The following is a 14750-nucleotide window of genomic DNA, read 5'->3' as shown; positions in this document are numbered from 1 at the left end:
CATCAAGCCAACCCACTAGCTTCGAAAGAAAAATTTTCAGCCGGCATTTTTTGTTTTTTCATGGGCTTTTATGTTTTCAACGGCATTCAAGCTAGCTATGCTGGTCTTTTTGATGCCAAAAAGAAAGAGCCCTTTGGCGGCGGCGAGCCGAGGCAAGACAGCGCCTTAGGACAAAAGAAATCAATTAAACGTCACTCATATTGATTTTATAAAATAAATTATCCCTCGAAATGACGGATCTCGCACGGAAAGGAGCAAGCAAAAAAGGCCCAGATAAATCTGAGCCTCTAGTTTTTCGATGGATGCATCTTAAGCCACTTCTGAAGTGGCAATTTCTTTCGAATACGTTTTTAGGTACTTTTTAAGAATACCTCTTGCTACGTGGATACGCGTTTTTACTGTTCCAATCGGAATAGCTAACATATCTGCAATTTCGTGATACTTATATCCTTCAAAATAACGGATAAAAGGTACATAATACTCTTCAGGTAATTGCGAAAGGGCTTTATCTATATCGCCTAACACAAATTTACTCTCCGCCTGATTTTTAGTTGCACTATATGAAAGATTTGCAGAAGATATATCTTCGCTCTGCGTAATTAAAGTATTTGTTTTCACCAGTCGGCGATAGTTGTTAATGAAAGTATTTTTCATGATGGTAAACAACCAACCTTTTAAATTCGTACCCTCTTTAAACTTATTGTAATAAGTGATCGCTTTCAGCATGGTATCCTGAACCAAATCATTTGCGTCTTCTGCGTCTTTAGTAAAATTTAAAGCATAAGATCTAAGCGATACCGAGTGATGATTAACCAGATGATTGAATTCAAATTTTGTCATGATATTTAGCTTTAGGTAGATAAAAAAACAAATGAATTATTGTCCATTCGCCTAAACCTAAACAAACTTAGTACCAAAATTTTCTGGCATGGTGTTAAAAGCGTGCAACTACATAAGGGCAGGCTTTCGTCACAGAATATTTACTTCTCTTTCTAAAGTGACTCCAAAAGTAGACTTTACACTGTCTATAATCTGTTCAGAAAAATTATACACTTCTGTGCCAGTCGCATGTCCGTGGTTAACCAAAACCAACGCCTGGTTTTTCCAGGTACCTGTTTGGCCTACCACTTTACCCTTCCAGCCACATTGCTCAATTAACCAACCGGCCGCCAATTTAATTTTATCATCAGCTGTAGGATAATGTACCACATCGGGGTGTTTCGCCACAATATCAGCAAATTCATATTTTTCAATCACCGGATTCTTAAAGAAACTACCTGCGTTGCCAATAGTAGACGGATCAGGCAGTTTGCTTACACGGATATGCGATACAGCGGCAGAAACATCGGCAATATCCGGGTTTTCGATCCCTCTGTTCAGCAGCTCGGTTTCAATTGCACCATAGGAAGTATTGATTTTTGCTTCCGCCGATAAACGGAAAGTAACTGATGTAATAATATACTGGCCTTTCAACTCACCTTTGAAAATACTTTCGCGGTAACCGAAATGGCAATCACTATAAGTAAAGGTTTTGATTTTTCCTGTTTTGATCTCAAAAGCACTGCAGCTTTCGAAAACATCTTTAAGCTCTACCCCATAAGCACCAATATTCTGTATTGGCGATGCACCCACAGTACCAGGAATCAGGCTTAAATTTTCTACACCAGCAAAATGATGCCCAACACAATAGTTCACAAAATCGTTCCATACTTCACCAGCTCCGGCTGTTACCCACACTTTATCATCAATCATTTCGGATTTGATGCCTTTGATGCTGATTTTAACAACTAACCCCTTATAATCCTGAGTAAATAACACATTACTCCCGCCACCGATAACCAAGAGCTTTTGAGATTTTACGATCTCATTTTTAAATAACCTGGCTAAATCTGCTTCAGAAAATATCTCGGCAAAGTAGCTTGCCTTAACATCGATACCAAACGAATTATACGGTTTTAACGAAATATTTTCCTGGATTTGAAGCATATTGATTCTGGGTTATGCTGCAAAAGTAAAATAAAAAATAGTTAAGGAACGATTTTGGTAATGTTCTTATCAAATTTAAAACTTAAAACTTCAGGTTTCGCTCCTTCAACAGCTACACCAGAAAGTGTCCAGCCAATAAAAGCGGGTTTGGTTTTTGCGATCTCTAAAAGGCGATACCTTTCTTTCGTGAGTTTAGCACTAATCAGTCCTACACTATCCGACTCCGCCTGACTTAAATGCTCAATCTGGCTCTCGAGCGCAGCTAAAGTATCATCTAACTCATTTCCCCTTTTGATGCTATCGGTATAAGCTTTTGGCGAGATATTATAAAGGCTATCTAGGTGTGAATTATCGAAATCCAATTTCTGGTTACTGTTTTCATATTTAGCTTCTACAAGCGCAATAGCACGGTCTTTATCCGTTTTTTTACCGCATGATGTGATGACAACAAGCGACAAAAGCACAAAGGCATAGTAAATTTTTCTCATGGCATAGCTTTAATAAAAAAGAGCAAGCATCCTGCCAAGAATAGGTAAAGCATAAAACAGAATTGGTAAGCCTATTTTTTTAACGGTTCATCAATCTTCTTTTTAATTGCCTTTCCTTCATTGGTCTGTTGTAAACGGCTCGAAAGTGCACCGTATAATTCTGCAGGCGAACCAAAATCAGATCCCAACTTAAGATTTGATAAAGGAAGAAATTTTATAACCTTCACCACTTCAATAAGTGCTACTGGTGAATCGGCATTTTGTTTAACAAAATCCAACATTTTTCGATTTCTTAAAGCCGCTGATGCATCTTTTGTTTGCTGAAGATAAATCCCACCGCTAATTATCTTTGCAGGTTCCAAATTATATGGATTTTCAATATCCAATTTAACATCTTCCAAAAAAATTGTTTTCAGATTAGCACTTCCGCCCACATACCAAACCTTCTGTTTTATCTTAGCTTTTACTTCAGCCAAGGTAATATCTCCACGTTCATCAATAAAAATAAAACCCGCTCGCAAAAGTTTACCCTCCAAGTCGGACGTGGCCGATAGTTGAAAATGATTGCCATCCATTGGCCTCACCAAAAACAAATCTGTTTTTCCAGCAATCGGTGCATTACTTACCAGATAAGCGAATTTCGCATTTTTTGGATTTTGAACCACCCCTTCAACTGTGAATTTAATTGTTTGTGCGTGCAGCGAGCCTACGAAAAGTAGCGCCAGGCAAAAAATAAGTTTTTTCATCAGCTTTATATTTACAACACTAAATATAAAACTAATTAATTAGTTAAAAGTATTTTATTCACTCCCTTATTAAGTTCTTCCTCACAAACAACAGCCCAAAGGCCTTTCCTTTATCCCTAACTTCGAAAATTGTAAAAAACAGTACTGGATCTAAAATATTTTATTTTACAAATACTTCTATTTGATTACCAATTAATATTTAAAAATCTTTTTTAGTTCTTTTTCTAAATCTTCGCCGCGTAAATCTCGACCAACAATCATACCTTTTGGGTCAATAAGATAATTTACAGGAATGGTTTCAATGTTATAAATCTTTTGCGCTATATTTTTAAAATCGCTTAATTGGGTCCACGTTGTTACCTTATCTTTTTTAATAGCTTCAAGCCAGTCTGTTTTCCGTGATAATTCGTCTCTGGTTATGCTTATTATCTGAAATCCCGATTTTTTATATTTATTAAAAGCTTTAATAAGGTTAGGGTTTTCTGCCCTACAAGGCGTACACCAGCTTGCCCAAAAATCGACCAATACGTATTTCCCTTTAAAATCATTTATACTATAAATTTTACCAGTAACATCGGGCAATGAAACGTTTTTCATCATGTTACCAACTTTGAGTTGTTTTCCTAGTAGTATTGCATCGATTAATTTTTCTGCTGACGGGAGTGCCTTTATTTCAAGGCCTAAAGTATTAAGTAAAGAATCGATTTCTTTTGGTTCGGTTACAATTCTTGGTTTGCCATAAGGTCTATCTGCATACTGCCAAAGTGCATATAAACCTACCGGGGAATTTGCGTTTAATTTTATGGCTGGCAGGTACACATTTCTATCAAGTGCAATATCTATCGAATCTTTTATTTGCCAAATCTTTTTTTCGACATCGGCTATCTTTTGATTTTCGTAATTAACATTACTAACCAATGTCTCAGCTTTTTTTGAAAAAGCATTATAATGTTGATCAAGTTCCGTTATGCCTAATGCTATTTCTGAATGTGTTTCTGGAATTTTTGGAATCAGATCATTGCCGAATGTTATATCATAACTCCCTGGAGTCATCCAAAAACTTTTAGAAGTAAGCCGCTTATCTTTCCAGTAAAAATCCAATATTAACTTTAGTGGTTCGGCAAGTTCAGTTTCGTAACTAAAAACCTGATTTTTAATTATGACAGTATCAATTTTTCCATTTAACCTTGCTAGGTCATATCTTTTTATTACAACTTTTAACGGCTGTAGGCCAAGTGAATTAAAATCTGATTTTAATCTCAACATGCCCTTCAGAGCTTGTTGGGCATTTGAAAAGGTCACAAAACTGATTAATGTTGCAAGAATGAGTAAATACTTTTTCATAATTTATAAATACGACTGGCAATTCAATTATAGTTTTGCCTTGGCATCGATACTTTTCTTCAATTCAATACCTTGTTTACTGTTTTGTAGTTTGGTTGAAAGTTCATTAAACAATTCGCTTGGCGAACCCCAGAGGCTGGTAAATTTGTCTCTGTGAGCCGCATCAAACAGGGAAGTGGTTTCTTTAACACCATAATATGATATTGGAGAATTTGGATATTTCTTTATAAACGAAATCAATTGCCTGCCCCCCTCCCTTACGGCCATTTTATACTCATCATCTTGTTTTGTTAGGATTCCACCTTCAATGATTTTGGATACTTTGGTTTTGCCATATTCATCAATCGATAAGGTTAAATTCTCTAGCACCAGAAGCCTTGCATTCCTCCTTCGCCCAGTTACCCAGATTAAATTCCTAAATTTAGACAAAGCCTCTTCTTTAGAAATATTCCCTCTTTCTTCAACAAAAACACTTGCATACTGATAATCTTTACCTTCGAGATCGAATGTCCCATTAAATTCAAATTTCCCATCTACCACTGGTGTGACCATAAATATTTTCTCATCGGAAATTGGGACCTGTTGAGATAACGTTGTTAAATAAGCGTATTTAATGCTATCTGTATTTGCAATTACTCCCTTAATCGTAAACTTAGTGATTTGGGCACTTGCTGATGATGCAATAAAAACCAGAAGAATGAATAAGTACTTTTTCATATTTATCTATTTATAAAGTAAATATAAAACTAATTAATTAGTTAAAAGTATTTTATTCACTTCCTTATTAAGTTCTTCCTCACAAACAACAGCCCAAAGGCCTTTCCTTTATCACGTCCTATATTTTTATGGTGGATTTTATGTGCTTTTCGCACGGCTTGCAAATAAGTGTTGTTGCTTTTAAAAGTTTTAAATCTCCGGTGCACAAACCAATCGTGTACCACAAAATAGATCAGGCCATATAAAGTAATCCCTAAACCGGTAACTTAAATTATCTCGATCAGCATACATTAAAAACAAGGATACTGCAGCAAATAATGCGGCAAACAGATCGTTCCATTCGAAGAATGATTTTGTTTTTTGGTGATGGCTTTTATGCATAAACCATAGTGGTCCATGGAATAAATACTTGTGTATAAACCAAGACAAACACTCCATTGAGATGATGGCAAACAGTACAATAAAGATGTTGATTAGTGCTGACAAATTTTCTAAACGATTGGTTTGTAAAGATATATAAACAGCGCAAGAAACAAAATTATGTCATAAAATTGTAAGCTTAATGCGCTTTTCAACAAACCTTTCATGACAAATCATTTTTTAGCACTATTTTTGACTAAAATATTAAAAAAGTCAGAAAGTAGAAAAGTAAAATGATTGTAGCCGATAAAAAGAGAGAGCAAATTATTGATGGCGCTATAAAACGCTTTATCCATTTTGGTATTGGTAAAACCACAATGAACGATATCGCAGAAGATCTTTCCGTTTCCAAACCATCGCTTTATTATTATTTCCCGGATAAGAAGCATTTAATTATTGGAGTAATAGAAAGGGTATTTAACGACTTCTTTGAGTTGATCAAAAAGAAATACAATCCAGATCAACCTTTAGAAGACATCCTTTTTAGCACCATAGAAGTGAGGAACACTTTCTTCCAAAAATATTACATGTTGAGGATTACGGAAGGCATTCCTGATTTATTGAACGACGATGTGATTAAAGGAAAGTTACAAACGCTTAAAAGTTCGGAAAAAGATTTCTTCGCAGAAATTTTTAGCCAGGCAAAAGGAAAGGGCGAAATTGAGCACGATGATACTGCACATGTTGCAGAACTTTATCTGGAAAGTTTGATGGGCCTTTGCACCATGTGTATTATGGAAACCGGAAAAGATCTTTTCCCTGATAAAAAAGCATTAAACAAAATGACACTGAAGCAAAAAAACCTCACCACCATATTTGTGAGAGGTTTACGATGTTCAGACTGAAATACGGCGGCCGCAACAATAATAAACCGGTTGTGAACAGGCCACAAATTTTAAATAGATAAGAACCCAAAAACAAAAAAACAATACATTATGCTCAGAGTAAAAATGGTAAGGTTAATGCTCATACTGCTAATCGGCTTGGTTTTACCGCAACTGGTGCTTGCACAGCAGCAAGTTACCTTAAAAGATGCGTTAACCTATGCGCTCCAAAACAACACCAAGATTCGAAACTCGAAATTGGATATTGAAGGCGGAAGATACAAGGTGGAGGAAGTTAGGGCACAGGCCTTGCCTCAAATTACAGGAAATGTTGGTTTAACTTATAATCCTATTATCGGTCAGCTGGTTGCTAATTTCGGCGGACAGACACAGGCGATCAAATTAGGACAGAACTGGAATTCGACTGCAGGTGTTCAGCTTTCGCAACAATTGTTCAACCAACAGGTTTTTACTGGTTTACAGGCTGCGAGATCGAGTGAGGAATATTACAACCTTACTTCAAAATTAACTGAAGAGCAGATTATCGAGCTGGTGGCCAACAATTACTACCAGGTTTTGGTAAACAGACAACAGTTAAACGTAATTGATACCAATATTAAGAATGTTAAAATTGTAGAAAAAATTGTTTCAAACCAGTTTAAAAATGGTTTAGCCAGAAAAATTGATGTTGACAGGATCAATGTAAACCTCACTAATCTGAATACACAACGTGAGCAGGTGATTAATGCCATTACCCAATTGGAGAATCAGTTAAAATTCTCAATGGGCATGCCGGTTTCTACGCCGATCACCTTACCATTTACCGAATTAACAGAGGTGACTACTTTACCTGTATTTACAGACTCTATCGATCTGGCAAACAGAACAGAGGTTAAACTTTTGGATAATCAGGATAAACTTTTATCACTGCAAAGAAAGGCATACGTGGCCGAATACTACCCATCATTGGCTTTAACGGGTAATTATACCTACTCGAGCCAAAGTGATGGTTTCGATTTCCTAAAGTCTAATGCTGCTGCAATCGGATATGGTGCATCGGCAGTTGGTCTGACTTTAAAAGTGCCAATTTTCAATGGTTTTTTAACACGTTCGAAAATCCGCCAGGCAGATGTGGATATTAAGAAAGCAAGAGAGAGCAGAAAAGAATCTGTAAACTCGTTAAACCTGGCTTATGAGAACGCAAAAATCCAATTGCGCAACAACATCAACACCATTAAATCGCAACGTAAAAATGCTGATTTGGCGCAGGAAATTTACAAAAGCACACAAAACAACTATAACAATGGCTTAGCTTCTTTAACCGATCTTCTGGATACAGAAAATGCACTTACTGAAGCACAGAACAGTTATACACAGGCTTTATTAAATTACAAGATAGCCGAAATACAATTAATCAAATCGAACGGAAATATTAAATCGCTAGTACAATAGAAATGAAAAGAGTAATTACCATAATTATCGTAGTTGTTGTTGCCCTTGGTGCAATAGCTTATGTTTTAAGCAACAATAAAAAGAAGAACGAAGAAAAAACTGCTTTCATTGCTAAAGGTGGTGGCGCTGTTGCCGTTCGGGTTGCTCAGGTAGAGAGAAAAGCTGTGAATTTAGATTTCAGTGCAAACGGAAACTTTATTCCCAAACAAGAACTTAACTTCTTATCAGAAAATGCAGGTCGTGTTACGGCTATTTATGTTGATGAAGGTGACCGTGTAAGCAAAGGTCAGGTTATAGCACGCGTTGATGCTGAAATCATCAATACAGATAGAGAAACTGCAGAGGCTAACTACCAAAATGCAGTGAGAGATGAGGCAAGATACCAGAGCTCATTCCAAACCGGCGGAGTTACACAACAACAGTTAGATCAAGCTAAATTGGCTACAAGAAATGCGAAACTGCGCTTACAGGCTTCGCAACGTAAATTAAGCGATGCAAACATTAAATCGCCTATCAATGGTATTGTAAACAAAAGATACATCGAAGTCGGTGCATTTGTAAATACTCAGGGCACACAGATGTTCGAGCTTGTTGATGTTTCTAAATTAAAATTAAAAGTAAACGTTAACGAATCGCAGGTGGCCAACCTTAAAATCGGCGATCAGATCGACATCAAATCTTCGGTTTTCCCAACTGATAATTTCTCCGGAAAAGTAACTTTCATCGCTGCCAAAGCCGATGCAACGTTAAACTTCCCGATTGAAATTGAAGTAGATAACAGCCACAAAAACACTTTAAAAGCTGGTATGTACGGAACTGCAATATTCAAATTCCCTAAACAGGCGCCAAGCATCCTTATTCCACGTACTTCGTTTGTGGGTAGCGTAAGTAGCAATCAGGTTTTTGTATTGGATAAATCTAACAACACGTCTAAAACCCGCACTGTTGTGGCTGGCCGTATTTTAGGAGACAATGTTGAAATTCTTGATGGCTTAAAAGAAGGTGAAACTATAATCACCAGCGGACAGATTAACTTAACTGAGGGTACTCCAGTTAGTATCGTAAAATAAGTTAGAGGGGATTTTTCGGCTTTAAAACGCGATACGCCAATCGCAAAACGCAATACTAATTAAAATGAAGATAACAGACATATCTATAAAAAGGCCTTCGCTGGTTATTGTGGTGTTTACCGCACTTACTTTGCTTGGGCTACTAAGTTACTTTTCGTTGGGTTATGAATTACTTCCAAAATTCTCTAACAACGTAGTATCTATTTCGACCATCTACCCTGGTGCTTCACCAAATGAGGTTGAAAATACCGTAACCAAAAAGATTGAGGATGCGGTATCATCGATGGAAAACATCAAGAAAATCAACTCTGTATCGTTTGAGAGTTTATCTACAGTTACCATCACCTTAACTGATGCAGCAAACATCGATATTTCCTTAAATGATGCACAAAGAAAGGTAAATGCTATCCTTTCTGATCTGCCCGAGGATGTAAAAACGCCGTCATTAAGTAAATTCTCTTTGGATGATTTACCGGTAATTACCATGTCTGCATCAGCCAATATGGATGATATTACCTTTTACGATTTAATTGATAAACGTATTGCTCCGGTAATTTCGAGAGTGAGTGGTATTGCTCAGGTTAACCTGGTTGGTGGTTCGGAACGCGAAATTCAGGTTTCGTTAAATGCTGATAAACTACAAGGTTACAACCTTTCAGTTCCACAAGTGCAGCAATTAATTTTAAGTTCTAACTTAGATTTCCCTACAGGAAGTGTTAAAACTCAAAACCAGGATGTACTGATCCGTTTATCGGGTAAATACAGAAGTATGGAAGAGTTGAGAAACCTGGTTTTAACCACTTCTAAAGATGGCGCACAGATCCGCTTAGGTGATGTTGCCGACGTTCAGGATTCGCAAAAAGAAACTGAAAAACTGGCACGTATCGATCGTAAAGCATCTATCGCCATCCAGATCATTAAACAAAGCGATGCAAATGCGGTAGAAGTGAGTAAAGGCGTACATGCCATTATTGCTAAACTTAAAGGTGAATATAAGGCCAATAACCTCGATATCAGAATTGTAAACGATAGTTCAATCTTTACCTTAGAATCAGCTGATGCGGTAATCCACGATTTAATCCTGGCGGTTATATTGGTGGCTTTCGTAATGCTTTTCTTCTTGCACAGTTTACGTAACGCGTTAATTGTAATGGTATCGATTCCGGTTTCATTAATCGCTACCTTTATCGGAATCAGCTTGTTCGGCTTTACCTTAAACTTAATGTCGTTATTGGGACTATCACTCGTGGTAGGTATCCTGGTGGATGATGCGATTGTGGTACTGGAAAATATCCAGCGACACATGGAGATGGGCAAGAACAAAGTAAGAGCAGCATCTGATGCAACAAGAGAGATTGGTTTTACCGTAGTGTCGATTACTTTCGTAATTGTGGTAGTGTTCTTCCCGATTGCGGTAAGTACGGGTTTGGTATCGAACATCTTACGTCAGTTCTGTATTGTGGTAATTATTGCAACGTTACTTTCATTAGTAGCTTCATTTACCATTGTACCACTTATCTTCTCTCGTTTTGGTAAGTTAGAACGTATTGAAGGTAAAAACCTGTTTGGCCGTTTTATTCTTTGGTTCGAAAAACAATTAAAGAAATTTACCCTTTGGATTACCAGCATTTTAACATGGTCGTTAAACCACAAAGCCTTAACATTAATTATTGTTGTGGTGATGTTCTTTAGCTCATGTGGATTATTGGTAGGCGGTTTTATCGGATCGGAGTTTTTCCCTAAATCAGATAAAGGTGAATTCCTGGTGCAGTTAGAGTTACCAAAAGATGCCTCTTTAGAGCAAACCAACTTTTTAACGCAAAAAGCTGAGGCTTTCTTAGATAAACAACCAGAAATCACACAGTTAATTACTACTGTTGGACAATCGACTGGTGATTTTGGTGGTACACAGGCTACAGCCTATAAATCGGAGATTAATGTTAAGCTGGTTGAACGCGATGAGCGTAAAGGTGTTTCATCAGATATTTTCGCCACTAAAATGAGCCGTGCATTGGCTAAAGAATTAATTGGAGCAAAAGTTAAAACCGTTCCGATCAGTATTTTGGGTATTGCAGAAAACGCACCGATCCAATTGGTGGTAATGGGTTCTGATTTAGACAGCGCATTGAAGTATGCTGAAGGTGCCCAAAAAATACTTGCTTCTATCCCTGGAGCTACGGAGATTAAACTATCAGTAGAAAAAGGAACACCTGAGATTAACGTTCAGGTAGACCGTGATAAGATGTCGGCCGTTGGCTTAACCTTACAAACCGTAGGTTCTACCATGCAAACTGCTTTTGCGGGTAATACCGATGGTAAATACCGTAAAGGTGAATACGAGTACGATATTAATATCCAGTATCAAAACTTCAACCGCCAGAATATTGATGACGTACGTAACCTGATTTTTGTAAACAACGATGGTAAACAGATCAAGTTATCACAGTTTGCAACCATTACAGAAGGTTCAGGTCCGAGTCAGTTAGAGCGTTTAAATAAATCTACTTCGGTATCTGTTAAGGCACAGTCAATCGGTAGACCAACAGGAACCGTGGTTGCTGAGTTCCAGGCGAAACTGGAAGAGCTGCAAAAAAATGGCAAACTTAAAGCCCCAATTGGCGTAAGTTATAGCTGGGCGGGTGATCAGGAGAACCAGAGCGAAGGTTTTGGTACTTTAGGTATCGCTTTATTGGCTTCGATCATTTTGGTTTACCTGATTATGGTTGCGCTTTACGATAGTTTTATCTATCCATTGGTGGTAATGTTTTCGCTGCCTTTAGCGGTAATCGGAGCATTGTTAGCTTTAGCTTTAACCAATAACTCAATCGGTATCTTCACCATTTTAGGTTTGATTATGTTAATGGGTCTGGTAGCGAAAAACGCGATTATCCTGGTCGATTTTACCAACCACTTAAAGGCTGAAGGCAAAGAGACTAAAGAAGCACTTGTTTTGGCCAACCACGCACGTTTACGCCCAATTTTAATGACCACCATAGCCATGGTATTCGGTATGCTTCCAATTGCATTAGCAAGCGGTGCAGGTGCCGAATGGAAAAATGGTTTGGCCTGGGTTATTGTTGGTGGATTAACCAGTTCATTATTCTTAACCTTAATTGTGGTACCAGTGGTATATTTAATATTCGACAGAATGTTAGAACGTTTAGGCTTTAACAAAAAAGGAAAAACAATCGATGAGTTAATGGTAGAACCATACAAACACAAAGATGTAAACGAATACGATTTAGATCACGGACATTAATAAACATCCAGATTAACAATCAATTTAGCCCCGATCCCAAATCGGGGCTTTTTTGTAGATCATTTTATTTTTAGCCACGGAAGCACAGAAAACACGGAAAATTTATCCGCGAACGGGTATCCAATCCGCAGCCATGGTTCGTGTCCGCACGAACCATTTCTTTTTTGCTACGGAAAACGCAGAGGCATGGAAAATTATGCCTCACACCGTGGTTCGTGTCCGCACGAACCACTTTATTTTTTCAATTGCTGCATTTAGAAATTTTGATGCCCGGATAATTATACAATGTTGTCTCCAAACAAATTATGTAGCAACATTGTATATTAGGGATTATGTTTAAACTCATTTTAAGTCTGTTCCTGATCTGTTCTACCCTTCTGGTTAACGCCCAACACTCGCCTATTTTCCCGGCGATGACTACTGATTCAAGCTTCGTTAAGGTTTCAAACTTAGATATCACGTTGGTAAAATACAGTTACAAACCAAATGGCATTAAATTTTTAGTTGTACATGATAATGAAGATACTGGTGTAAAAGCAGGTTTTGATTATATCCGCTGGAGCGGTGGAGAGCTCATCGACAGTCAATATGGCGGTGTAAGAGATTATTATTTCACCTATATGGATGATCAATATCGTATAGACCCCAACGCCATTTATACCGAAGTAGGTGTAAATACAAGGTTAAAAAAAGATCTTTTTAGCTCTAACGAAGTTGAAAAAGCAATACTTAATGCAGGCAAACAAATTGTCGATTTTTACGATCCAAAAGCCACAGGTTATTTTTTAACCTTGCATAACAATGCCGATGGTGGTTTTGGTATTTCTTCTTATTTACCAGGCTACGATTTAGCCAGCACTGCCGATTCGGTTTACATCAACTTCCAGATGGATGGCGATGATCTTGTTTACGTAACCGAACCAAGATTGTTCAGCAGCTTAAAAAAGGCCAATGTGAATGTAATTCTTCAATCTAAATTTGTTTCTAATGATGGCTCGCTTTCGGTTTATGCCATGCAAAATAAAATTCCGTATATCAATGTGGAAGTACAGCATGGGCATCTGGACGAAAATTTAAGATTAATTGAGCTGGCTGTAGCAGCCCTAAAAGAACATGGATTGGTGAAGAAAGAGTAAGTAATTACCTATAATTATTATCATAAAAATTCGTTAAATTTGGATATGAGCATATTCGTAAATACAAAAAATGAGCAGGAGGAAAAAGTACTTATTGCTTTTTTGGATAGCTTAGATTATAAATATCAGTCGGGTATTAATGACGATCCTTCAGTAGTTGAAACTGTTTTTTTAAACCAGTATAATGAAGAAATAGATCAAGCAGACAAAGAAATTGAAGCTGGCAATTTTATTTCTCACGAAGATGTAGAGCAGCTTTTTGAAAAAAGACGGAAGGTTATTTAATGAAAATTAAATGGAATAAACTTGCGGTAAAACAGCTACTAGAAATTATCCAGTATTTAGAAGATAATGACCTCAGCGATTATGCTGAAAAAGTAGAAATAAAAATTTTATCAAAAATCAAGTCGCTTCCAAACCATCCAGATACGTTCCAAGAAGACCGGCTAAAGAAAAATAACGACAGTAGCTTTTTCGCTTTCGAAATCGACCACTATAGAATATCCTTTAGGAAGACGAATAAAGAAATTAGAATTCTTCGGGTTAGACATTCTAGCAGGAGACCATTTACACGTTAAAAACAATCAAATAACTGCAAATCCATATTGGTGACCATAGCAAGCAAATGAAATTCTAATCAAGATCACAATTAATACATCAAACAATCATTAAAATAAATACTACCTGTCCCTTTAGCAGTTGTAGCGTTACCCTGCAGCAACAGGTACGAGGAAGCGAAGTGTAAAACGGGAAGACATTTACAGTTTTGCAGGGACTTGCGCTCTAAATGAAATCGATGTTTTTTTTATTGGAAACGAATGGCTTGTGGTTCTTGGCGATTCTCAGTCCCGCCATTCGCTGTAGCTCCGATAGAAGACCTGTGAAACAAGCAAGCACACCAAAATATAACATAAATCGGTGCTTAATCGGAGGCTGCCGCTATTGTCGGGTTTAAGAACATGAGTTTGTTTATCCTGCTACCCCGAAAATGAAATGCTGTTGTAGCCAATTAGCCCCGGTTGAAGTATTACCCCAATGTCATTAAGTTAAGGAGAAAACAAAAAACATTGTCATCCTGTCCAAAGGACTCCTACGGAGAGCCTGTCGAAGGACAAATGTTTTTTCGTTTTCGACTATCGAAAGGTCTTCGACAAGCTCAGACTGACAACGGCATAGTACTTAACTTAATGACATTGAGCATTACCCTTCAGCAACGAGCTATCCCGAACTTTCGGGAAAGCGTATAAGCGTAAAACGGGAAGAAGCTTCTTCTTACGCACAGAACTGGCGCTCCAAATGATAAATACA

General features: G+C 37.4%; 15 protein-coding genes. 8 read left to right on the top strand and 7 right to left on the bottom strand.

All coding sequences use genetic code 11. From position 1 onward, the window contains the following. Positions 1–204, top strand: a 204-nt coding sequence (locus AW17_RS24525) for a hypothetical protein (protein WP_036670587.1), incomplete at its 5' end; no start/stop codon positions are given. 105 nt (positions 205–309) lie between these two features. On the opposite strand, the gene AW17_RS21020 is transcribed toward AW17_RS24525, so the two are convergent. The 7 genes from AW17_RS21020 to AW17_RS24520 all read right to left on the bottom strand — a co-directional run bounded on the left by AW17_RS21020 (position 310) and on the right by AW17_RS24520 (position 5767). Continuing rightward, positions 310–840, bottom strand: a complete 531-nt coding sequence (locus AW17_RS21020; RefSeq protein WP_029279781.1) for an RNA polymerase sigma factor — start codon at positions 838–840, stop codon at positions 310–312. Positions 841–969: 129 nt separating this feature from the next. Continuing rightward, entirely contained in the window at positions 970–1986 is a 1017-nt protein-coding gene (gene murB, locus AW17_RS21015) for a UDP-N-acetylmuramate dehydrogenase (protein ID WP_029279779.1), read from the bottom strand. 41 nt (positions 1987–2027) lie between these two features. Then, positions 2028–2474, bottom strand: coding sequence for a hypothetical protein (locus AW17_RS21010; RefSeq protein ID WP_029279777.1), 447 nt, complete (start codon positions 2472–2474; stop codon positions 2028–2030). Between the two features lie 71 nt (positions 2475–2545). Beyond that, positions 2546–3220, bottom strand: a complete 675-nt coding sequence (locus AW17_RS21005) for a hypothetical protein (protein ID WP_029279775.1) — start codon at positions 3218–3220, stop codon at positions 2546–2548. Positions 3221–3412: 192 nt separating this feature from the next. After that, positions 3413–4564, bottom strand: a complete 1152-nt coding sequence (locus AW17_RS21000; protein WP_051692017.1) for a TlpA family protein disulfide reductase — start codon at positions 4562–4564, stop codon at positions 3413–3415. Between the two features lie 27 nt (positions 4565–4591). Next, on the bottom strand, positions 4592–5281 hold the full coding sequence (locus AW17_RS20995) for a DUF4369 domain-containing protein (protein WP_029279771.1): 690 nt from the start codon (positions 5279–5281) through the stop codon (positions 4592–4594). Between the two features lie 189 nt (positions 5282–5470). After that, a complete protein-coding gene (locus AW17_RS24520; protein WP_245235117.1) occupies positions 5471–5767 on the bottom strand; it encodes a hypothetical protein in 297 nt (98 codons plus the stop codon). Positions 5768–5934: 167 nt separating this feature from the next. On the opposite strand from AW17_RS24520, the gene AW17_RS20985 reads away from it, so the two are divergent. The 7 genes from AW17_RS20985 (at position 5935) to AW17_RS25440 (ending at position 14020) form a co-directional block, all read left to right on the top strand. Beyond that, positions 5935–6546: a TetR/AcrR family transcriptional regulator gene (locus tag AW17_RS20985; protein WP_029279769.1), complete on the top strand. Its 612-nt coding sequence runs from the start codon at positions 5935–5937 to the stop codon at positions 6544–6546. Positions 6547–6636: 90 nt separating this feature from the next. After that, on the top strand, positions 6637–7977 hold the full coding sequence (locus AW17_RS20980; protein ID WP_029279767.1) for a TolC family protein: 1341 nt from the start codon (positions 6637–6639) through the stop codon (positions 7975–7977). Between the two features lie 2 nt (positions 7978–7979). Next, positions 7980–9047 (top strand): efflux RND transporter periplasmic adaptor subunit, encoded by a 1068-nt coding sequence (locus tag AW17_RS20975; RefSeq protein WP_029279765.1) that lies wholly within the window; start codon positions 7980–7982, stop codon positions 9045–9047. Between the two features lie 64 nt (positions 9048–9111). Next, on the top strand, positions 9112–12306 hold the full coding sequence (locus tag AW17_RS20970) for an efflux RND transporter permease subunit (protein ID WP_029279763.1): 3195 nt from the start codon (positions 9112–9114) through the stop codon (positions 12304–12306). Positions 12307–12638: 332 nt separating this feature from the next. Continuing rightward, positions 12639–13442 (top strand): hypothetical protein, encoded by an 804-nt coding sequence (locus AW17_RS20965; protein WP_029279762.1) that lies wholly within the window; start codon positions 12639–12641, stop codon positions 13440–13442. A 45-nt stretch (positions 13443–13487) separates the two neighbouring features. Next, complete coding sequence (locus AW17_RS20960; protein WP_029279760.1) at positions 13488–13727, top strand: hypothetical protein; 240 nt, start codon at positions 13488–13490, stop codon at positions 13725–13727. Further along, positions 13727–14020 carry a type II toxin-antitoxin system RelE/ParE family toxin gene (locus tag AW17_RS25440; protein WP_029279758.1) on the top strand — a complete coding sequence of 98 codons (294 nt, stop codon included), beginning with the start codon at positions 13727–13729 and terminating at the stop codon, positions 14018–14020. The genes AW17_RS20960 and AW17_RS25440 overlap by 1 nt, the downstream gene beginning before the upstream one ends. Positions 14021–14750 lie beyond the last annotated feature (730 nt).

The sequence above is a fragment of the Pedobacter borealis DSM 19626 genome (genome assembly GCF_000708285.2).
Classification (GTDB): Bacteria; Bacteroidota; Bacteroidia; order Sphingobacteriales; family Sphingobacteriaceae; genus Pedobacter; species Pedobacter borealis.
This window is presented reverse-complemented; position numbering and strand designations above follow the sequence as displayed.